Origin of the sequence: Bradyrhizobium sp. AZCC 1610, assembly GCF_036924515.1 — a bacterium.
Taxonomy (GTDB): Bacteria; Pseudomonadota; Alphaproteobacteria; order Rhizobiales; family Xanthobacteraceae; genus Bradyrhizobium.
Genome location: NZ_JAZHRR010000001.1, coordinates 104,604 through 125,323 on the forward strand (window position 1 = coordinate 104,604; position 20,720 = coordinate 125,323).

Here is a 20,720-nt window from a genome sequence, read left to right on the forward strand (position 1 = left end):
TTAGGCAAGCGGATTATGGAGGCAGCGATGCCGAAGCTTAAGCGCGTGGGGGACGCAGACAACCGCGGCGCGACCGATTTCATCGAAAGCCTCGATCGCGGCCTGCGCGTGCTGGAGGTGTTCGGCGGCAGCCGGCAGCCGATGACGTTGAGCGATCTTGCCAAGGCCGCCGACCTGCCGCGCGCGACCGCGCGGCGGATTCTCTTCACGCTCGAACGCGCCGGCTTCGTCGCAACCGACGGCAAGCTGTTCCGCCTGATGCCGCGTGTGCTGGTGCTGGCCTCCAGCTATCTCGCTTCCAACCATGTCGTCTCGGTGCTGCAGCCTGCGCTCGACCGGCTCTCGGCCGAGGCACAGGAAATTTCGTCGATGGCGATCCTCGACGGCAACGACGTCGTCTTCATCGCGCGCGCCAGCCCGACGCGGATATTTTCCGCAGGCATCGACATCGGCTACCGATTGCCGGCGTTCTGCACCTCGGTCGGCCGTGCGCTGCTGTTGCGGCTGCCTGACGACGAACTGGCCGCGGCGCTCGACAAAATGGACCTCGTGCCGCTGACGCCGTTCACCGTCACCGACAAGAAGCTGTTGCTGAAAACGATCATCGCCGATCGCGCGAAAGGCTATTCGCTGGTCGATCGCGAAGCCGAGCCCGGCTTTCGCTCGATCTCGGTACCGATCCGCCGCTATGACGGCGCGATCGTCGCCGCCATCAACATGGGCGCGCATGTCGACCGCGTGTCGTCAGCCGAGATGGTGGAACGCTTCCTGCCGCGTTTGCGCGAGGCGGCGGCCTCGGTCAAGTCGATACTGGTATGAGCCCGAAATGGCTGGCGATGTAGTGTGCGGTCACTTCCGCCGGGACCGCCTCCGTATCCAGCTTGAGGCAATCGGGCCGCGGCACGGCGGTGAGGTCGTAGTGGTCGAGCTCCCGGATCAAATGTTCCCCTGAAGTCATCTTGCGTCGCGCCACCCGGTCGGGATTGCCGACCCTGCGCAAGGCTTCTTCGCGCGAACAGTGCAGGAAGACCGGATGCAATTTTGCGCCGCGACGTTGCACGATCTCCTCGAACCGCCCGAATTGCGGACGGTCGTCAGGTTCGGCATAGCAGAAGGTCGTGACCAGCAGCGGCACGCCGTGTTCGGCGGCAGCGTCGATGGCCGAACACCTGACGTTATGGACAAGCTCCCAGAATCCGGGCGCGCCGAACTCGAAGATCGTGCGCGCGAGGTCGATGGCGGCGTGATTGTCCATCAGCCGCCCCGGCACAATCCGGAGCAGCGCCTTTGCAACCGTCAGCTTGCCGACCGCGGGCGCCCCATGGAGAAAAAGCAGTTTCATGCGCCATCAGTATCGCGAACAGTTCGATCCGCGGGAATCGGGAATTGTAGTGCCGTGAAACAATTTTCAGGCGGCCCAGACGCGTTATGGAGAGGGCAACCGCTTGAGCGCAGCTTCAATCGCTTCGAACTTGGCGACGATCTGCGGGGTCACGACATAGCGAAGCGTGCCGGCGACCGACAGGCCGACGACCATCGCAATGATCGTGTATTGCGTCGTCAATACGGCCAGCAGTATCGCGCGCAGCCGGCGCCGCCGGACTTTTGGCGCCTTGGCGGCAGCAAGGAGATGAGCGTCTTCGCCTTTAACCGTACTCATGCGGTCCGACCGGACATGACCGCACTCAGTATTCGGAAAGGAGCTGATCGAGGCGGGACTGGAGCCGCCGGTTGGCCTGCTCGCTGGCGCGCAGCTTGCGCGCCCAGGCCAGCGGAACGACGCCGCTCTCCTCATGCACATTGGCGAACACCAGGCCCGCCGCATCGCGGCTGCGCCAGACGAGGCGCGCCGTACACGAGATTGCTTTGCGCTCGATTTCGAAGTCCACCTCGTCGGGGACGAGGGCCGCGCCTTCAAATTCGATCTTCGCGCCAAACATGCTGAAGTTGCGCACGGCGCAGGCGATCGTCGAGCTGCGGCCGTTGAAGGTGACGAGGCCGCCGTAATAGACGCGGTTTCTGGGTAGCTGACGGCGATCGAGCATGGTTCCTCTCTCTTCGGTTAACGAATTGGTAACACAATTCAAGGGTGTGTTGCTGCGTGAAACTCACGTGGTGGTTAATGCTGCCACGCGGTTGTGCGGGCGGAATCCGCCTCTATAGGTGGTTATTGCGAGGAGGTCAGGACACCGCGCTGTGCAGGCCGAACGCGTGCTTGTCGTGCAGCACCGGCGCCACCGCATCGCTCAGCCGCGCCGCCGCCGCATCGACGGAAAGCCCCGCGGTATCGACCACGGCAGAGGCGCGGGCGTAGAGCGGTTCGCGGCTGACCAGGATGTTGCGCAGCTCCGCCATCGCGGAGCGATCATCCGCCATCGGGCGCAAATCGCCCTGGCCGCGGACGCGGGCCATGTGTTCTTCCGGCTCGGCCTTGAGCCAGATGGTGTAGAACGACGACAGGATCAGGTCGAATGTCAAAGGCTCGGAGACGATGCCGCCGCCGGTCGCCAGCACCATCAATTCCTTGCGCGCCAATAGTTGCGTCAGCGCCGCCTGCTCCATGCGGCGAAAGCCTTCCTGGCCGTAGAGGGCGATGATCTCGGCGACGGATAATCCGTTCTGCGCCTCGACCTCCTTGTTGAGCTCGACGAACTTCCAGCCGATTTTCTTCGCCAGCATCTTGCCGAGCGTGGATTTGCCGGCGCCGCGCAGGCCGATCAAGGCAATGCCGGCGAAGGAGATCCGCCGCTGTGCCGACATGCCGCCGCCGGCAAGCGCGTCCTTGGCCTGCGCGATCTGGGCGGGCGTCGCCTTGCGCAGCAGGTCGCGGATGATGGCCCAGTCGGGCGCCGGCTCGGTTGCGGGGATGAGGTCTTCCAGATGCGCGCCCATCGCGTTCGACACGCGCCGCAGCAGCACGATCGAGACGTTGCCCTTGCCGCTTTCGAGCTGCGCGATATAGCGCTCGGAGATTCCCGATACCTTGGCGAGCACCTTGCGCGACATGCCGCGAAGGGCGCGCATGGTGCGCACACGCTGGCCAAGCTGCTCGAGAAAGCCGGTTTCGGGGTCGTTGGCCTCGGTCATTTCCCTCGTTCGGCTTTGCCTCAGGGGTGAACGGATTTCGGAAACATAATGCCGATGAGGATTGACAGCAAGCGCGGCCGGTGTCTTTGTATGAATTATAATTCTTAAAACTCAGGGAGAGGCGTCGTGAACGGCACGTCCGGTTCGTATAATGCGGTGACCTGGCTGCTCGACCGCAATGTCGACGAGGGTCGTGGGGCCAAGCTAGCCTTCACCGATACCATCTCCGATCTGACCTATGGCGATCTGCAGCGGCAGAGCTGCCGCGTCGCCAACATGCTGCGCCGGCTTGGCGTCCGCCGCGAAGAGCGCGTGGCGATGATCATGCTGGATACCGTGGATTTTCCATGCGTGTTCCTCGGCGCGATCCGCGCCGGCATCGTGCCGGTGCCGCTCAATACCCTTCTGACTTCGGAGCAGTATGCCTACGTGCTGGCGGATTGCCGCGCGCGCATCCTGTTCATTTCAGAAGCGCTGCTGCCTGTGGTGAAGGATATGGTCGGGCGGATGCCCGATCTCGAGCACGTCGTCGTGTCCGGCAAGGATGCGCTCGGCCACAAAAAGCTCTCCGACGAGCTGGCGCGCAAGAGCGATTCATTTGCGACGGCGCCAACCCATCCCGACGAGCCTGCGTTCTGGCTCTATTCATCCGGCTCGACCGGCATGCCCAAAGGCGTGCGCCATCTGCATTCCAATCTCGCCGCGACGGCCGAAACCTACGCCAAACAGGTGCTCGGCATTCGCGGGGACGATGTCTGCCTCTCGGCGGCAAAACTGTTCTTCGCCTATGGCCTCGGCAATGCGCTGACGTTCCCGATGTCGGTCGGTGCTTCCACCGTCCTGAATGCCGAGCGCCCGACGCCGGCCACGATGTTCGCGCTGATGAACAAGTATAACCCCAGCATCTTCTACGGCGTGCCGACACTGTTCGCCGCGATGCTCAACGACGAGACGGTGAAGGACGCGCGCGCCGGCAACCGGCTCCGCATCTGCACCTCCGCCGGCGAAGCGCTGCCGGAGTCTGTCGGCAACGCCTGGAAGGCGCGCTTCGGCGTCGACATTCTCGACGGTGTCGGTTCGACCGAATTGCTGCACATCTTCCTTTCCAACGCGCCCGGCGACATCAAATACGGCTGCTCCGGCCGCCCGGTGCCGGGCTACAAGGTGCGGCTGGTCAATGAGGCAGGCGGCGACGTGCCCGATGGCGAGGTCGGCGAACTGCTGGTGGATGCGCCCTCGGCCGGCGAGGGCTACTGGAACCAGCGCAGCAAGAGCCGTTCGACCTTCGAAGGCCACTGGACCCGCACCGGCGACAAATATATTCGCGACGCCGATGGTCGCTACACCTTCTGCGGCCGCAGCGACGACATGTTCAAGGTCTCCGGCATCTGGGTCTCGCCGTTCGAGGTCGAGAGCGCGCTGATCACCCACCCGGCCGTGCTTGAGGCCGCCGTCGTGCCCGAGGCCGATCCGGAAGGATTGCTGAAGCCGAAAGCCTTCGTCGTGCTGCGCGCCGATGCCAAGACCGACGGTCTGCATGAGGCGCTGAAGGAGCACGTCAAGCAGAAGATCGGCCCGTGGAAATATCCGCGCTGGATCGACGTGGTGGACAGCCTGCCGAAGACGGCGACGGGGAAGATTCAACGGTTCAAGTTGCGGGATGGTGCGTAGTCGTAGAAGGAAGCACGATCTCTCAACGAGTCGTCCCCGCCTTGTGCGCAATTGCGCACTTGGCGCGGGGACCCATAACCACCGTCCGTCATTGTTGAAGGAAGGCGTCGGCGAACCTGCCTCTACGAGAGGCCGCGGAGTATGGGTCCCGGCTCCTGATGCGCAATTGCGCATATGGGCCGGGACGACGGCGGTGAGGATGCAACGTCGTGATCAGTCTCAGAGAGTCAATAGCATGACAACCCTAACCCCCTCAGGCTTCCTGACCATCGGCGCCTCCCATCTCGAATACCGCATGATCGGCCCGTCGCCCGAGGCGGCGCCGACCATCGTGGTGCTGCATGAGGGGCTCGGATCGACCGGGCTGTGGGGCGACTTTCCGGATCAGCTTCAGGCCGCGACCGGCGCGGGCGTGTTCGTCTATTCGCGCGCTGGCTACGGTGCATCGACACCGGTGAAACTGCCGCGGCCGCTCGACTACATGCATGTCGAGGCGCTCGACGTATTGCCAAAACTGCTCGACAAGATCGGCTTTCGCCGCGGCCTCCTGCTCGGACATTCCGACGGCGCTTCGATCGCTACGATCTATACAGGCTCGCATCAGGATCACCGCGTCCAGGGCCTCGCGTTGATCGCCCCGCATTTCATCGTCGAGGATATTTCGGTGGCCTCGATTGCGCAGATAAGAAACGCCTACGAGACCACGAACCTGAAGGGAAAGCTGTCGCGCTGGCACCGGGATGTCGATAACGCCTTCTATGGCTGGAACGGCGCCTGGCTCGATCCTGATTTCCGCAACTGGGACATTTCCGAATACCTCGCCTATATCCGCGTACCGGTGGCGATCCTGCAGGGTGTGGACGACCAGTATGGGACCATGCGCCAGGTCGAGATCGCGCAGGAAGAGTGCTACTGTCCGGTCGATGTGACTGTCGTTCCGGGAGCGGGACATCAGCCGCACCGTGAAGCCCCGGGGGCGACGCTGGATGCGATTTCGGAATTCGCAAATGCGGTGTTGCACGTCGATGACGGCTCGCATGGGCGGGCCGCGTAACGCTCTTCTTTTTTCCGGGGCCGCGCCCCGATGACCACGCCGCCGCCAGCCGCAGGCAATCTGCCGCTGCCGCGATGGGCCTACGTGCCCGGCGAGTCCGACAAAGCCAGTGCCGATTACGAAACGCTGGCGCAGATCACAGCTCTCGTGCCGCCGCGCTTCGGCGGCTACGTGCCGGCGCGCCACCCGGCGCTGCGCTACGGCATCATGCTCAACGACCACGGCTACTTCTGGGAATCGCAGGAGATCCTGGAGGCGGTGTGGGCGGCGGCGCCGCAGGGCGGCCGCGAGCGGATTCTGCTGCGCGCCTGCATCCTGATCGCGACCGCGAATCTGCGGCTGCGCATGCAAAAGCCACACGTCGCGTCGCGCCTGTTCGGCGAAGCGCTCGGTGAGCTCGATGCGCTGGGTGCGCGTGGTGCCGGTGGCGACGGGTTTGCCGACTGCTTCCCGGGCGCAGCGCTGGCGGCGCTCATCAAGGCCAGACTGACCCGGTCGCTGCTCTCAACGGCCGATTTGGTGGCATTCGCCGCTGCCGGCCGAACATGAAACAAAATGCATATTATAACCTTGACAAAGCAAATGACGAAATGTAGTTCTGAGGCCGCCCCGCAAGGGGATGGCGCGCCCGAAATTGTGGACGAAGTAGCGAAGATGGTCTCGGACTGGGAAAGCAGTGACGAGCTAGCCGGGGAGTTCGCTGCTCGTCTGGTTGAGAGGTTCAGAGCGAACCTCCAAGAGAAGGTTGCCGAGCGCCATCGCGCGCCCAGCTAATTTGCTAGCGGCGACCGCCGACGTGAGTATCTGGGTTGTATCTATAGAAAATCTTTTGTGTGCGTTTGGTGTGCTGCCGCGCAGAAGTCTAATCATGGTTGTCTTGTCGCTCGCATCGAACTGTTCGATGGTTATGCCATGAATTATGTCCTGCCGAGTTTCGGACGTAGATTTTACCTCGTCTAGGATTGCCAGACCCACCTCGCGAGCGCTAGCAAGGCCGGGAAGATTGGAAAAGCATTTACGCAACAGCTTGATCTTGCGCTCCATGGCCCAAGGCTTTTCCTTCTCAATTTCATTCCCGCCGAGTTCATGGTAGGCAACGAACAGAATGAGGTCGATTCCAAATTCGATTTCGGCCCATGAAATGGTCAGCCGCCCTATGGCGGCAAGGAAATCTTCACTCGGCTGACGGGGTTTATTCATGCCCAAATCCGATCCAGGTAAGGAAATTGAATTTCACCCCGACGCCATGCAGCGCTTTGAGCGCGCGGTGAAGGTGGTGGCGAAAAGCCCGCCGCAGCATCGGGTAGCGAAGAAGAAAACGGCAGCGGCGAAAAAATCTGCACCAAAGAAGAAGCCCGGCAAGTAGGCCGGGCTTCTGATTACCTGCTCGGCTTCTTTGGTGGCGACGGGGGTTTTACCCTAACGCGTTCGGTCTCCGTCGTCCTTGGGTGGGTCTCCGCGTATCGCTTCGTGACAAATTGCCCATCCTCGGAATCGCGGCGGACGGTTTTCTTCGGTTCCTTGTCTTTAGAATTCATAGGTTCCTCCAATGGGAATAATTGATTTTGCGGCACATAGACGTGCAGAGCCGGACGTGTGGCAATGCCGGTGCGGCAGTCACGCATTCTGGCTCTACTCAAATGGGGTTGTTTGTTGCTTGGAATGCGAAACGAACGCCGCAAGCATGCATGGCTTTTGGCGCATCCCCAGCCCCAGAGAAGGTATAGAACAACCCCCGGCTGAAATATTAGCTTTCCGCGCGCGAGAGTCCACACGGACTTTAACTTGTCCGCCAGTATTTGACGAATTTCGGCTTGGGTTTCGCCAGCTTTGAGCGCCAGCGCAGGAAGCGCAGCGCCTTAAGCTTGAACGTTTTTGCTGTTAGGCCGTCGATAGGTCAGGCGCTTGCCAGCGATGCCCTTAGCAAGCTCGTTAGCGCGCTCGCCATCGGTTACACCAAGCGCGGTGCGGTTGTTATGGCGGAAATCAAACTCCGCCAGATAGCGATGCAAATGCTTCTCGGAGCAGTGCTGGTAGGTGCCGAGCATGCCGCGCTTGAATACGGCGAAATAGCTTTCGATGGTGTTGGTGGTGATCTTGATATCGCCATCGCGGCGAACGTATTCGTCCTCTTGGTGGTTGACCGTATCGTGACGCGAGAACTCAGCGCCGAGCTTCTGATAGACCTTCGCTTGATCGGTCATCAGATGCGCCTCTTTTGAAATGTTGGCGCGGACGATCGGCGCAACCTCATTAACGGTCGCGTTCGCAACGTGGAAGCTGCGGACTTGGCCAGTGTCGCGATCGAGCAGCGAAAGAACGGTGTTCTTATGAGCCGCGCCAGCGCGGCCCTTCTTAACGCCTTTCAAACGGCCAATGTACGTTTCGTCAACTTCTACCGCGCCGCCTTCGCCGCCCATCTGCGGGACAAGCCCGCCAACGCGCATTGCTTCACGCAAGCGGTGCATAAGAAACCAAGTCGATTTGTAGCTGATGCCCAGCATGCGATGGACCTGATGCGCGCTAATGCCCTTCTTGGAAGCGGTCATGAGGAACAGCGCCGCAAGCCACTTGGTCAGCGGGATTTTGGAGCGCTCGAACACGGTGTTGACGGTCACGGTGAACTGTTGGCGGCACGCTGGTTCATTGCACTGGTACACGCCGGGACGGTGCGCCTTGCCTTCAAGCTTGGTGAGCTTCTCCTGATCTGCGTTGCCGCAATGCGGGCAAACCCGACCGTTCGCCCAAACGCGGGCTTCAAGCCATTCGCGGGCTGCGGTTTCGTCGTGGAAGATGGGGTTTTTGAGTAAATCGGTCATCGGGTTGCTCCAATGACAAAAATCTACCTATAGTCGCCTGCTTTGTCAAGGTTATAATATGCAACAAAATGCATGTTTCAACGTTTTAGACTAGACTGGCTCCAAAACATGCACTATTGTGCATCTAACGAACCAAGCAAATCCTGAGAAAACGACAGAGGGTGGCTCATGGCCGGTGAAGATCGCGTCCTCGCAGGCGGCGCGAAATACATCGATTTTCAAACCGATCCGTCGCGCTACCGGCACTGGAAGCTGGCCGTCGAGGGCGATGTCGCGACGCTCACCATGGACGTCGACGAGAATGCCGGCCTGTTCGAAGGCTATCAGCTCAAGCTGAATTCCTACGATCTCGGCGTCGACATCGAACTCGCTGATGCCGTGCAGCGGCTGCGTTTCGAGCATCCGGAAGCAAAGGTAGTGGTGATGCGCTCGGGCAAGAACCGCGTGTTCTGCGCCGGCGCCAATATCCGCATGCTGGCGGGCGCCACCCACGCCCACAAGGTCAACTTCTGCAAATTCACCAACGAGACCCGTAACGGCCTGGAAGATTCATCGGAAAATTCCGGACAGCGCTTCATCACCGTCGTCAACGGCACCGCGGCCGGCGGCGGCTACGAGCTGGCGCTGGCGACCGATCACATCATGCTGGCTGATGACGGCGCGGCCGCCGTATCGCTGCCGGAAGTGCCGCTGCTCGCGGTGTTGCCGGGCACCGGCGGCCTGACCCGCGTGGTCGACAAGCGCAAGGTCCGCCGCGACCATGCCGACTTCTTCTGCACCATCGAGGAAGGCATCAAGGGCAAGCGGGCCGTGGCATGGCGGCTGGTCGATGAAATCGTGCCCAACAGCAAGCTCGAAGGCAAAGTCGCCGATCGCGCCAGGGAATTTGCCGCCGCCTCGAAGCGCAACGGCTCAGGCTCGGGCATCACGCTTTCGCCGCTCAATCGCACCATAGACGACAGCGGCATCCGCTACGGCTTTGTCAGCGTCGACATCGACCGCGCCGCGCGGATTGCGACCATTTCGATCAAGGCGCCTGAAGCGGCCCCGCCTGATGATATCGACGGCCTGGTCGCGCAAGGCGCGTCGTTCTGGCCGCTGCAGGTGGCGCGCGAGCTTGATGATGCGATTCTGCACCTGCGCATCAACGAACTCGAAATCGCAATGCTGCTGTTCAAGTCGCACGGCGATGCCGCCAATGTGGTGGCCTGCGACGCCTTTCTCGAAGCCAACAAGGCGCACTGGCTGGTCAACGAGATCAGGCATTACTGGAAGCGAGTGTTGAAGCGCATCGACGTCACCTCGCGCACGCTGGTGACGCTGGTCGAGCCCGGCTCCTGCTTTGCCGGCACGCTCGCCGAACTCGTGTTCGCCGCCGACCGCTCTTACATGCTGATCGGCTCGCGGCAGGGCGACAACCACGCGCCTTGCGCGATACAGCTCACCGCCATGAATTTCGGCCCCTATCCGATGAGCCACGGCCTGACCCGGCTGCAATCGCGCTTCCAGGCCGATCCGTCCGATCTGGAGCGCGCGGAAGCCACCATCGGCACGACACTCGATGCGGAGGAAGCCGAAGAGCTCGGTCTCGTCACCTTCGCGCTCGATGACATCGATTGGGACGACGAGGTGCGGGTGTTCCTGGAGGAGCGCACGTCCTTCTCGCCCGACGGCCTCACCGGCATGGAAGCGAACCTGCGCTTCGTCGGTCCCGAGACCATGGAATCGAAAATCTTCTCGCGCCTCACGGCGTGGCAGAACTGGATCTTCCAGCGCCCCAATGCAGTCGGTGAAGACGGCGCGCTGCGCCGCTACGGCACCGGCCAGAAGGCGCAATTCGACATGACGCGAGTTTAAGTCCGTGTCCCGGGCGCTGCGCGGCACGCAAGTGACGCGGCTCGCAGAACCGGGACCCACCTCAGCCACCGAAACAGGTCCCGGCTCTGCGGTGCATCGTGAAGAGCGCTGCACCGCGTCCGGGACACGAGACCGAACCACGGGAGGCCCCCAATGAACTACATGAACGTCGACTACAGCACCAAAATCCCCAACAACGTGAATCTCAGCGAGGATCGCCAGGTGCTGAAAGCGCTTGAGGGCTGGCATCCCGGTTACATGGATTGGTGGGGCGACATGGGGCCGGAAGGTTTCCAGCAGTCGCTGGTCTACCTGCGCACCGCCTATTCGGTCGACCCGCGCGGCTGGGCCAAGTTCGACTACGTCAAGATGCCGGAATATCGCTGGGGCATTTTGCTGGCGCCCCAGGAGGAGAACCGCGTCATTCCCTTCGGCGAGAATTACGGCAAGCCGGCTTGGCAGGAAGTCCCGGGCGAACACCGCGCCACGTTGCGCCGTCTGATCGTGATACAGGGCGACACCGAGCCCGCTTCCGTCGAGCAGCAGCGCCATCTCGGCAAGACCGCGCCCTCGCTCTATGATTTGCGCAACCTGTTCCAGGTCAATGTCGAGGAAGGCCGCCATCTCTGGGCCATGGTCTACCTACTGCAGAAATATTTCGGCCGCGACGGCCGCGAGGAAGCCGACGATCTGTTGCGCCGCCGCTCCGGCGACGCGGACTCACCGCGCATGCTCGGCGCCTTCAACGAGGCGACGCCGGACTGGCTGTCGTTCTTCATGTTCACCTACTTCACCGACCGCGACGGCAAGATGCAGCTGCACTCGCTGGCGCAGTCCGGCTTCGATCCGCTGTCACGCACCTGCCGCTTCATGCTGACCGAAGAGGCGCATCACATGTTCGTCGGCGAGACCGGCATCAGTCGCGTCGTGCAGCGCACCTGCGAGGCGATGAAGGAAGCCGGCATCACCGATCCCACCGACATCGCCAAGGTGCGTGCGCTAGGGGTCATCGACCTGCCGACCATCCAGAAGAAGCTGCACCTGCACTATTCGCTGTCGCTCGACCTGTTCGGCTCGGAGGTCTCGACCAACGCGGCGAATGCCTTCAATGCCGGCATCAAGGGCCGCTACAAGGAAACCCAGATCGACGACGACCATCAGCTCAAGAACGCCACCTATCCGGTGCTCAAGCTGGTCGACGGCGTGATCAAGCGCGTCGACGAGCCGGCGCTGACCGCGCTCAACATGCGGCTGCGCGACGACTACACGCAGGATTGCGTCAAAGGCATGCTGCGCTGGAACAAGATCATTTCGCTCGCCGGCTACCAGTACAAGCTGACGCTGCCGAACGTCGCGTTCCATCGCCACATCGGCGAGTTCAAGGATATCAATGCCACGCCGGAAGGCATCCTGATCGACGACGCCACCTGGAACCAAAGCAAGGGCGAATGGTTGCCTTCGACGCAGGACGGCGACTTCATCGCCTCGCTGATGAAGCCGGTCACCGAAGCCGGCGTCTACGCCAACTGGATCTCGCCGCCGAAGGTCGGCATCGACAACAAGCCCGGCGATTTCGAATACGTGAAAATCGAAACCTGAACCGCCCCGTCATCGGGGAGCAGTAACATGGACCCCGACAGCGACCTCGAAGCACTGAACCGCGACCAGTTGGTCGCGGAGGTGAAGCGTCTAAGGGCGGGTATCCGCGCGCACCGGGACAGCACCGGTCACGACCTGTGCTGGCACCATCCCGATCTCTGGGGGTTGCTGCCCGAGCGGGTCACGCCTGAAGTGGCCGTGCCGCCCTGGCCGAAATTCCTTCGCGGGTGTCTGCGCTATCGGGAGGCGCTGGAGCGCGAGTTGCCCAACGCGCCCAAGGCTGATTTCGAATACGAGAAGAACAAGACTTGATCTCGGTCTTAACCTCGCCCCGCTTGCGGGGAGAGGTCGCCGCGCTCTTGCGCGGCGGGTGAGGGGGTACAGGTATCTCGACGATCTCATCTGCGGAGAGAGCCCCTCACCCCAACCCTCTCCCCGCAAGAGCGGGGCGAGGGAGCGCACCGCTCTTACCCCGCGATCTCAAGCCCCGCATTTGCGTAGACCACGCCGCCATCGACCGCGATGGTGTTGCCGACCACGTAGTCGCCGGCGCGCGAGGCGAGATAGATCGCCACCCCCGCCATATCCTCGTCGGTACCGATACGCCGCGCCGGAATGCGCTTTGCGACTTCGTCCGAGTGGTCGCGCGCGGCCCGGTTCATGTCCGACTTGAACGCGCCCGGCGCGATCGCGGTGACATTGATATTGTCCTTGACCAGCTTGGTCGCCATCCGCCGCGTCAGATGAATCACGGCGGCCTTGCTCGCGGCGTAGGAATAGGTCTCGCTGGGGTTGACGAAAATGCCGTCGACCGAGGCGATGTTGATGACCTTGGCGGGCCGTTCGTGCGAGGCCGCCGCGCGCAGCGGTTTCGCCAGCGCCTTGGTCAGGAAGAACAGCGACTTGACGTTGAGGTCCATCACCTTGTCCCAGCCACTTTCGGGAAATTCGTCGAACTCCGCGCCCCATGCAGCGCCTGCATTGTTGACGAGGATGTCGAGCTTCGGCTCCAGCTTGATGATCTCGGAGGCCAGCCTGTCGCAGCCTTCGACCGTGGAGATGTCGATCGGCAGCGCGATGCATTCGCCGTCATAGGCGGCGGAGAGTTCTTTCGCAGTCGCCTCGCAGGGGCCTGCCTTGCGCGCCGTGATGTAGACCTTCGCCGCGCCCTGCGCGAGAAATCCGGCCGCGATCATCTTGCCGATGCCGCGCGACCCGCCCGTCACCAGCGCGACGCGGCCGTTAAGCGAGAACAGATCCTTGAACATGCGTTCCTCCTTTGCTTTGCCCGTGGTTTTGGGCGGCGGAGCAGTGCGAGTCAAGGAAGGGAAATGGCTCCGTAGCCCGGATGGAGCGCAGCGAAATCCGGGATAGGTCTGTCAGCTTGTGAGGCGGCCCCGGATTGCGCTTCGCTCCATCCGGGCTACGGTCGTCCGCTACGCCGCATCGATGCGACGAAAGCCGTTCCACATGGCGGTGGCGGCGCCGGAGGTCAGGACCGGGAGGATACGCGCGTCCTGGTAGTTGCCGTTGAGCGAAACCCGTTGCAGCGCGGTCATGTGATCGGCGCTTTCCGGGAAGATCATGCCCGGCCGCGTCGTGACCGCGGTTTTGTAGCCGGCCATTCTCGCCAGTTTGAATTCGCGCCGGCCCGCCGCGATCCGGTCGCCATAGGGATAGGCGAGATGAAGCACCGGCCGCTGCAATGCCGCTTCGATCTGCGCGCGGCTGGTGGTCAGTTCGAACGAAGCGGTCTCCTCGCTCTGCTGCGCCAAATTGCAATGCGTGATCGTATGCGCGCCGATCGTCACCAGGGGATCGTCCGCGAATGCCTTCAATTCCTCCCAGGACATGCAGAGCTCGCGGGCGATCGGAGTCTCGTCCACGTCATATCGCCGGCATAGCGCGGAGATTTCACGCTGCATGTCGTGTTCGGTTGGTAGCGCGCGCAGCCAGTCGTGCATGCGGTCGAAAGCCGCCTGCTTGGCCGCCGGCGTCGAGGCGTCGAAGCGGGTCGTGACGCCGCCGATCGGGACTTCGATCGAGGATGCCTTTGCGATCGCCCTCTCGAGCGCGACCCACCACAACCGGCCGGTGCCTTCGGCGAAATCGCCGGTCACGTAGACGGTGAGGGGCGCGTCATATTCACGCATCACCGGCAGGGCGAAATCGCGGTTGTCGCGATAGCCGTCGTCGAGGGTGAAGCAGGCGAAGCGCCGCGCGAATTTGCGCTCCTGGAGTCGCTGATGCACCTCGTCCAGGGTGACGACGTCGACGTCGAGGTTACGAAGATGCGCCAGCATCGCCCGCAAGAACTCCGGCTCGATCTCAAGATGATGATTGGGCTGAAACTCGCCGTCGCGCCTCGGGCGGACATGGTGCAGCATGAAAATGACGCCGACGCCTGCGAAGATTGGTCGCAGCAGGTAATGCGCTCCGGATAAGTACAGCGCTTCCAGGCCGGCGCGGATGACGGTGTTGCGAAGCAGTTTCATCGAGATGCAGGACCGCCCGGTTATTTACGGGGAGAAATTAGCGAAAGACCGCTGAAGAAACAGTTAGCCGAACCAATTTCAGCGCGTTTCGGCTCCTGCGACATTTCGAGTTTGACAGCCCTGCAAGGGTTTGTTTTCTCTCCGTTCCGGACCATGCGGGAACTCGAATGCACGGACTTTTCAGGTGGAGTGGCAAATGGTGGCCGGGCATCATTCCTTTGGTCATGTTTTGGGCTATCGCGGCCTGGACGAGCACCGAACCGCTTGAAGCCGACCTGGTGCAGCGTTCGACCGCCGCACTCAAGGACACCATCCTCGACAAAAGGCGAATCTCGGTCGCGGGCCGCGACGTGACGCTTGCGGCGGATGCTTTCTCGGAAGACGGCCGGCAGGGTGCGGTGGCGTCGGTGGAAACGGTGCCGGGCGTGCGGTTGGTTAACGATGAAACCCGGCTCGTTCCCGAAGCCAAGCCGTTTGTCTGGTCGGCCGAACGCGACGTCCTTCGGGTGACGCTGTCGGGCAGTTCGCCCCTGCCGGCGAGCAGGGGCCGGTTGATGGAGGCGGCCCGCGCCAACCTCGGCGGCGTCGAAGTGGTCGACCGGATGAATCTGTCGCGCGGGGCGCCGCCGCGTTTCGACAATGCCGTGCTGTTGCTGCTCGACCAGGTCGGCAAGCTGAAGGACGGCAAGATCACGCTGTCGGACACCAAGGTCAGCCTGTCGGGCATGACGCGCGAACTCGGCGGCCGGGAAGCCATCGCCGCCGCGCTGAAAAACCTGCCCGAGGGCTTTTCGGTCGCAGCCAACGAGGTCAAGGCGCCGCCCTACATCTTCCAGGCCTACAAGGATCCGGTTGCGGTGACGCTGACGCTGACCGGCAACGCGCCCGACGACAACGTCCACGCCGCGCTGGCGGCGGCGGCGGGACGCAAGTTCTTCAGCGAAAAGGTCGTCGACAACCTCAAGGAGAGCATCGGCGCGCCCTCAGGCTTTGCCAACGCGGCGGTATCAGCGCTCGGCGCGCTGTCGCGGCTGTCGACCGGCACGCTGGTCGTGTCGGACCGCGAGGTCAAGCTGTCAGGCGATGCGCTCTATGAAACCGCCGCCGTTCAGATCCGCGCCGGCCTCGGCAAGGACTTTCCGCAGGGCTGGCAGTTCAAGCCGGAAATCTCGGTCAAGCCGCCCGCGGCGCCGGTGGATGCAACCGTCTGCCAGCAATTATTCTCCGAGTTGCTCGGCAAGGCCCGGATCCGCTTCGAGCCCGGCAAGGCCGACATTGTTGCGGATTCCGCCGGCCTGCTCGACCGCCTGATCGAAACCGCGTTGCGCTGTCCGACCGCCAATATCGAGATATCAGGACATACCGATACCGATGGCGACGAGGCGGCCAACCAGGAGCTGTCCGAGAAGCGTGCCCAGGCGGTCGCCGACCACCTGGTCAAGGCGGGATTGCCGGCCAACCGGTTCAGCGCGGTCGGCTATGGTTCGACGCAGCCGATTGCGGGTAACGATAACGACAAGGGCAAGGCGCAGAACCGCCGCATCGATTTCGTGGTGAAGTGAGCATGGCCTATCTGACCACATTCTACTGGGGCTGGCTGTTGGGATCGGTGCTGCTCGGCTTCGCCATGGGCTGGATATCCGTGGTTCAGCACGGCGATGGCGTCTCGCGGAAGCTGCGATGGGCGCTTTCGGCGTTGGTCGCGGCGCTGATTGGAGCCGCGCTCGCGCGCGTCGTGCCCGGCCGTTTCGGCTACTGGCTCGATCTCGGGCTGATCATGTTCGCGCTTTATCTCTGCGGCTGTACGGTCGGATCATGGTTGCGCGGCTGGGTGGTCTCGCGCAGTGCGCCATCGGCCTGACCGCAGCATGAGCCGGCCAGCTTCACCACCATCATTGTCACGGGTTGTTGACCGATCCCTTCTATGGTCCGGAATCCCCATCGGGCGGCGGGAATGCAGCAAAACTGTGCTACCGCGGTCATCAACTACGCCTAATATGTTGAAGAAGCGTGTTTTATCGTCGTCAGTCGAATTCCACTCCGGCTCAAAACGCGCTACCAGAGGGGCAAGAGGGGCAAGGGAGCAGCGTAGCGCCGGCGGGGTTCACGCCATTGCCGTCGTCGCAGAAGCGCAATTCGAGGTGTAGATGCTGGAAGCAATACGCAGGGCGATCTCGTTTCTGCGCCAGAAGCAGGTCCTGCACAAGCTCGGGGTCTTGATCAGCATCACGGTCATTGCCGTTGCGTGCTACGTACTCTATCACATGCTCCGCGGCATCGACACCCATGAGGTGATCGACGCCATCAAGGGAACCGCGCCGCGCCAGATCGCGCTGGCGGCCCTGTTCGTGGCGGCGGGCTATTTCACGCTGACCTTCTATGACTGGTTCGCGGTCCGCGCGATCGGTCAGGGCCACATTCCCTACCGCGTCAACGCGCTGGCCGCCTTTACCTCCTATTCGATCGGACACAATGTCGGCGCCAGCGTCTTCACCGGCGGCGCGGTGCGCTACCGGATCTATTCGGCCTGGGGGCTGAACGCGATCGATGTCGCCAAGATCTGTTTCCTCGCCGGGCTGACCTTCTGGCTCGGCAATGCCGCCGTGCTGGGGCTGGGCATCGCCTATCACCCGGAAGCCGCCGCCTCGATCGATCAGCTCCCGGTCTGGCTCAACCGCGTCGCGGCGTTCGGCATCATCATTGCGCTGATCGGCTATGTGGCCTGGGTCTGGGTTCAGCCGCGCGGCGTCGGCCGCGGGCCGTGGACGGTCACGCTGCCAGGCGGGCCGCTGACGCTGCTGCAGATCGCCATCGGCATCGTCGATCTCGGCTTCTGTGCGCTGGCGATGTATGTGCTGGTGCCGGACGAGCCCAATGTGGGCTTTATCGTCGTGGCGGTGATCTTCGTCTCGGCCACGCTGCTGGGGTTCGCCAGCCATTCGCCGGGCGGGCTCGGCGTGTTCGATGCCGCCATGCTGGTCGGCCTCTGGCAGATGGATCGGGAGGAACTGCTCGCCGGCATGCTGCTGTTCCGCCTCCTCTATTATATTGGTCCTTTTGTCATATCTGTAATCTTGCTGACGCTTCGGGAGATTATCCTCGGCGCGCGATCGAAGCGCCTGCGCCAGTTGGCGGCCGGCGCCGAGCCGAGGCATGAGGCCGCTGTCTATGTGCGCGAGCGTGGAGACACGGGCGCCTGACGAAGCGGCTTCGCGAATAGAGGAAACAGCCTGCGCCATGGCGATCGACGATTCCAGCTCTTCCTCCTTCTTTGCACCGTGGCCGGACCGGTTGCGGCATTCGGCCATTATCCTGCTCGCCGCCGGCCTCGCGCTTTGCGCGCTCGTGCTGTTGGCCGATCTCTCGCCGGCGCGCGCCGTGGCCGTTTTCATCTGTATCGCCGCCGCAGCGCTGGTGCCGTGGCGGCTGCATCATGCGGCGGCCTCCCGTGACGACGTCCGCGCCGTCAGTCCGGTCGAGTCTGCAGCCGTCAGCGCCGTCGTTGCCGGCATGCCGGATCCGGCCGTGCTGCTCGACCGCGCCGGGCGCGTCCTCCATCTCAATGCGGCGGCTGCCCAACTCGCGCCCGCGCTGCGCAAGAACGAACTCGCGCAGTTCGCGCTACGCTCGCCGGAGATCATCACCGCGTTGCGCGAGGCGATCGCAACCACCGAACCGCGTCGGACGACCTATCTCGACCAGGTGCCGGTCGACCGCTGGATGGAATTGATCATCACGCCGGTGCCGGTGCCGACGCTGTTCGGCGGCACCGAGAAATGCATGCTGATGACCTTCCACGACCAGACGCCGCTGCGGCGGGTCGAGGAAATGCGCGCCGATTTCGTCGCCAATGCCAGCCACGAACTGCGGACGCCGCTCGCGGCGTTGTCCGGCTTCATCGATACGCTGCAGGGGCCGGCCAAGGACGACACCAAGGCACGCGAACGCTTCCTCGGCATCATGCATACGCAGGCGACGCGGATGGCGCGGCTGATCGACGATCTGCTGTCGCTGTCGCGGGTCGAATTATCGGCCCATGTCCGGCCCGACGCTTGCGTCGATATCGTGCCGATCATTCGCCAGGTCGCCGACGGGCTGGAGCCGCTCGCCCGGGAACGCCAGGTCGAAATCGAGATCGACCTGCCGACCGCACAGGTCGCGATCGCGGGCGATCGCGAGGAACTGCTGCGGCTGTTCGAGAACCTGATCGAGAACGCGCTCAAATACGGCGCGTCCGGCGGACGGGTGATCGTCTCCCTGATCCAGGCGACCTCGGGCGAGGGCGCGCCGGAAATCCGCATCATGGTCCGGGATTTCGGCCCCGGCATTGCTCCGGAACACCTGCCGCGGCTGACCGAGCGCTTCTACCGGGTCGATGTCGGCGATAGCCGCGCGCAGGGTGGAACCGGGCTCGGTTTATCCTTGGTGAAACATATTCTTAACCGCCATCGCGGCCGGCTCTTGATCGAAAGCGTGCCCAAAAACGGCGCCGTCTTTACTGCCTGTTTTCCCCAGGCCAAGCCGCCTTCAGTGCACTAGGGGGCGTGCCTCGGTTTGAAATCTGCCCGGCGGAGGGGCGGTCGTCCAATCAGACGGAGGACACGCGATGCAGCTTCAAGCAACTCTGACTTGCCCCGCCTGCGGACATCAGTCCACCGAGACCATGCCAACGAACGCCTGCCAGTTCTTCTACGACTGCAGCGGCTGCGGGGAGAGGCTTAAGCCGCTTCCCGGCGATTGCTGCGTCTTCTGCTCCTACGGGGCCGTGCCGTGCCCGCCGATCCAAGAGAACGGTAAGAGCGCTGCTGTAGCTGAGGCGACCAAAGTTCGCATGTCTTCCTGCTAACAGTCCGCTACATGGTGGAGATCTGCGATTTGCAGGGGCCGCTTGCGAGGTCATCAAGGATCACGCAGTCGGGTCCTGGCCCGCCAGCGCAGGAAGAATTGCAGTTCACAACGAATGCAGCAATGCTGCGCTCAAGCGCCTTCAACTCAGCCAGCTTCGCGCGCACGGTCGCGAGATGCGCTTCCGCCATATTGCGCGCATGCATGCAAGAACTTTGCGGGTCCTGCACTAGCCCGACGAGCGAACGAACTTGTTCGATCGGGAACCCAAAATCTCGGCAGCGGCGAATGAATGTCAGCCGTTTCACGTCAGCATCGTCATATACGCGCTGACCGCCGGCCTGCCGGTCCGCTGGGCGAAGCAAGCCAATCTCTTCGTAGTAACGAATAGTCGGCACGTTAGTCCCCGTCCGCTTTGCAAGGACTCCAATCTTCACTTTCGACATGCTTGGGCTCACAGCGATTTTTCCTCTTGAACCTCAAGTTACTTGAGGAAGTAACCTATGGGCAAGGACCTCGTCAGGGAACCGAGAGGAGACAGCAAGAAATGACTTCAGTTGAAGACCCGCCGATCGCCTGCACCTTAACCGCTGGTGAATATAAGGATCGATTGGCATCGATCCGTGCCTTGACCTGTGATGCGCTGCGTCGCCACGAGCGCCGGGGCTTGGTTCTAGACCTTTACTACGCCCCGGAAGCCGCCGAGCGCGTCAGGGAGATGGTTCGCAAAGAGCAAGTGTGTTGCGCATTCCTAACCTTCGATGTCCGGCCAGCAGCGGAAGAAATCCGCCTTTCGATCACAGCGCCGGAATCGTCGCGCGAAGCTGCCGACACGCTGTTTGAGCAGTTCCTTACGGGAGCGCCAGCCCCGTCGGCACCCGGGTGCGCAGCACCATCGAATACGACGTCCCTAATTGCCGAGAAGCGGCCCGGCGAGAAAGTCGCCGGATTGGCCGCCGTCACCCTCGCGATTGGAGCAGTGGCGTGCGGCGCGTGTTGCGTGCTCCCATTTGCCTTGCCTGCTGTGGCAGTCGCAGGAACAGGGAGCATACTCGCATTCGTGGCCAGCGCGCACGCTTGGGTGACGGGCTTGACGGTACTCGCTGTTGTCGGCGCGTGGAGTTGGATCGTTTGGCAGTCGGTGCGAACTCGATGCTTACCAGCCGTGTCGACTCTTTACATGATGGCCGTAGCGACTGTCTTGTTGAGTGTCGCGGTGCTCTGGCCACTTATCGAGCATCAACTTGCCCGCGCGCTGAGGGCATAACGAAGGCTCGGTTCCGGAGCATTGAA

23 protein-coding genes are annotated in these 20,720 nt (G+C 62.6%); 14 read left to right on the forward strand and 9 right to left on the reverse strand.

Translation table 11 applies throughout. From position 1 onward, the window contains the following. The first annotated feature begins 27 nt into the window (after positions 1–27). Positions 28–819, forward strand: a complete 792-nt coding sequence (locus V1279_RS00485) for an IclR family transcriptional regulator domain-containing protein (protein ID WP_334431495.1) — start codon at positions 28–30, stop codon at positions 817–819. Here the strand turns inward: V1279_RS00485 and V1279_RS00490 are convergent. The 4 genes from V1279_RS00490 to V1279_RS00505 all read right to left on the reverse strand — a co-directional run bounded on the left by V1279_RS00490 (position 800) and on the right by V1279_RS00505 (position 3,111). Next, entirely contained in the window at positions 800–1,342 is a 543-nt protein-coding gene (locus V1279_RS00490) for a hypothetical protein (protein ID WP_334431497.1), read from the reverse strand. The genes V1279_RS00485 and V1279_RS00490 overlap by 20 nt on opposite strands. A gap of 84 nt (positions 1,343–1,426) precedes the next feature. Continuing rightward, positions 1,427–1,660, reverse strand: coding sequence for a hypothetical protein (locus tag V1279_RS00495; protein ID WP_334431499.1), 234 nt, complete (start codon positions 1,658–1,660; stop codon positions 1,427–1,429). Positions 1,661–1,685: 25 nt separating this feature from the next. After that, a complete protein-coding gene (locus V1279_RS00500) occupies positions 1,686–2,045 on the reverse strand; it encodes a PilZ domain-containing protein (RefSeq protein WP_334431501.1) in 360 nt (119 codons plus the stop codon). A 136-nt stretch (positions 2,046–2,181) separates the two neighbouring features. Then, entirely contained in the window at positions 2,182–3,111 is a 930-nt protein-coding gene (locus V1279_RS00505) for a helix-turn-helix transcriptional regulator (RefSeq protein WP_334446119.1), read from the reverse strand. Between the two features lie 102 nt (positions 3,112–3,213). On the opposite strand from V1279_RS00505, the gene V1279_RS00510 reads away from it, so the two are divergent. The 3 genes from V1279_RS00510 (at position 3,214) to V1279_RS00520 (ending at position 6,361) form a co-directional block, all read left to right on the forward strand. After that, on the forward strand, positions 3,214–4,758 hold the full coding sequence (locus V1279_RS00510) for a benzoate-CoA ligase family protein (RefSeq protein ID WP_334431503.1): 1,545 nt from the start codon (positions 3,214–3,216) through the stop codon (positions 4,756–4,758). Between the two features lie 235 nt (positions 4,759–4,993). Continuing rightward, positions 4,994–5,812, forward strand: coding sequence for an alpha/beta fold hydrolase (locus V1279_RS00515; protein WP_334431505.1), 819 nt, complete (start codon positions 4,994–4,996; stop codon positions 5,810–5,812). A gap of 30 nt (positions 5,813–5,842) precedes the next feature. Then, positions 5,843–6,361 (forward strand): DUF309 domain-containing protein, encoded by a 519-nt coding sequence (locus V1279_RS00520; RefSeq protein ID WP_334431507.1) that lies wholly within the window; start codon positions 5,843–5,845, stop codon positions 6,359–6,361. A gap of 135 nt (positions 6,362–6,496) precedes the next feature. On the opposite strand, the gene V1279_RS00525 is transcribed toward V1279_RS00520, so the two are convergent. Further along, positions 6,497–7,012, reverse strand: coding sequence for a hypothetical protein (locus V1279_RS00525; RefSeq protein ID WP_334431509.1), 516 nt, complete (start codon positions 7,010–7,012; stop codon positions 6,497–6,499). On the opposite strand from V1279_RS00525, the gene V1279_RS00530 reads away from it, so the two are divergent. Next, entirely contained in the window at positions 7,011–7,178 is a 168-nt protein-coding gene (locus V1279_RS00530) for a hypothetical protein (protein ID WP_334431511.1), read from the forward strand. The genes V1279_RS00525 and V1279_RS00530 overlap by 2 nt on opposite strands. A 493-nt stretch (positions 7,179–7,671) precedes the next feature. Here V1279_RS00530 and V1279_RS00535 read toward each other — a convergent pair whose 3' ends face one another. Beyond that, on the reverse strand, positions 7,672–8,631 hold the full coding sequence (locus V1279_RS00535; RefSeq protein ID WP_334431513.1) for an IS1595 family transposase: 960 nt from the start codon (positions 8,629–8,631) through the stop codon (positions 7,672–7,674). Positions 8,632–8,799: 168 nt separating this feature from the next. Between V1279_RS00535 and boxC the strand changes: the two genes are divergently transcribed. The 3 genes from boxC (at position 8,800) to V1279_RS00550 (ending at position 12,399) form a co-directional block, all read left to right on the forward strand. Further along, positions 8,800–10,488: a 2,3-epoxybenzoyl-CoA dihydrolase gene (boxC, locus tag V1279_RS00540; protein ID WP_334431515.1), complete on the forward strand. Its 1,689-nt coding sequence runs from the start codon at positions 8,800–8,802 to the stop codon at positions 10,486–10,488. Positions 10,489–10,650: 162 nt separating this feature from the next. After that, positions 10,651–12,087: a benzoyl-CoA 2,3-epoxidase subunit BoxB gene (gene boxB / locus V1279_RS00545; protein WP_334446121.1), complete on the forward strand. Its 1,437-nt coding sequence runs from the start codon at positions 10,651–10,653 to the stop codon at positions 12,085–12,087. 27 nt (positions 12,088–12,114) lie between these two features. Beyond that, the gene (locus tag V1279_RS00550) at positions 12,115–12,399 is read left to right on the forward strand and encodes a hypothetical protein (protein WP_334431517.1); all 285 of its coding nucleotides are present in this window, start codon (positions 12,115–12,117) and stop codon (positions 12,397–12,399) included. Positions 12,400–12,554: 155 nt separating this feature from the next. Here the strand turns inward: V1279_RS00550 and V1279_RS00555 are convergent, their stop codons facing one another. Then, on the reverse strand, positions 12,555–13,355 hold the full coding sequence (locus V1279_RS00555) for an SDR family oxidoreductase (RefSeq protein ID WP_334431519.1): 801 nt from the start codon (positions 13,353–13,355) through the stop codon (positions 12,555–12,557). 168 nt (positions 13,356–13,523) lie between these two features. Further along, complete coding sequence (locus V1279_RS00560) at positions 13,524–14,582, reverse strand: polysaccharide deacetylase family protein (RefSeq protein ID WP_334431521.1); 1,059 nt, start codon at positions 14,580–14,582, stop codon at positions 13,524–13,526. Positions 14,583–14,749: 167 nt separating this feature from the next. On the opposite strand from V1279_RS00560, the gene V1279_RS00565 reads away from it, so the two are divergent. The 5 genes from V1279_RS00565 to V1279_RS00585 all read left to right on the forward strand — a co-directional run bounded on the left by V1279_RS00565 (position 14,750) and on the right by V1279_RS00585 (position 19,428). Continuing rightward, the gene (locus V1279_RS00565; RefSeq protein WP_334431523.1) at positions 14,750–16,144 is read left to right on the forward strand and encodes an OmpA family protein; all 1,395 of its coding nucleotides are present in this window, start codon (positions 14,750–14,752) and stop codon (positions 16,142–16,144) included. 2 nt (positions 16,145–16,146) lie between these two features. After that, positions 16,147–16,443, forward strand: a complete 297-nt coding sequence (locus V1279_RS00570) for a hypothetical protein (protein ID WP_334431525.1) — start codon at positions 16,147–16,149, stop codon at positions 16,441–16,443. Between the two features lie 286 nt (positions 16,444–16,729). Beyond that, positions 16,730–17,782, forward strand: a complete 1,053-nt coding sequence (locus tag V1279_RS00575) for a lysylphosphatidylglycerol synthase domain-containing protein (RefSeq protein WP_334431527.1) — start codon at positions 16,730–16,732, stop codon at positions 17,780–17,782. A gap of 37 nt (positions 17,783–17,819) precedes the next feature. After that, complete coding sequence (locus tag V1279_RS00580) at positions 17,820–19,121, forward strand: ATP-binding protein (RefSeq protein ID WP_334431529.1); 1,302 nt, start codon at positions 17,820–17,822, stop codon at positions 19,119–19,121. A gap of 67 nt (positions 19,122–19,188) precedes the next feature. After that, positions 19,189–19,428, forward strand: coding sequence for a GDCCVxC domain-containing (seleno)protein (locus V1279_RS00585; RefSeq protein ID WP_334431531.1), 240 nt, complete (start codon positions 19,189–19,191; stop codon positions 19,426–19,428). 7 nt (positions 19,429–19,435) lie between these two features. Here the strand turns inward: V1279_RS00585 and V1279_RS00590 are convergent, their stop codons facing one another. Next, positions 19,436–19,873, reverse strand: coding sequence for a MerR family transcriptional regulator (locus V1279_RS00590; RefSeq protein WP_334431533.1), 438 nt, complete (start codon positions 19,871–19,873; stop codon positions 19,436–19,438). Positions 19,874–19,974: 101 nt separating this feature from the next. On the opposite strand from V1279_RS00590, the gene V1279_RS00595 reads away from it, so the two are divergent. Beyond that, positions 19,975–20,694: a hypothetical protein gene (locus tag V1279_RS00595; RefSeq protein WP_334431535.1), complete on the forward strand. Its 720-nt coding sequence runs from the start codon at positions 19,975–19,977 to the stop codon at positions 20,692–20,694. Positions 20,695–20,720 lie beyond the last annotated feature (26 nt).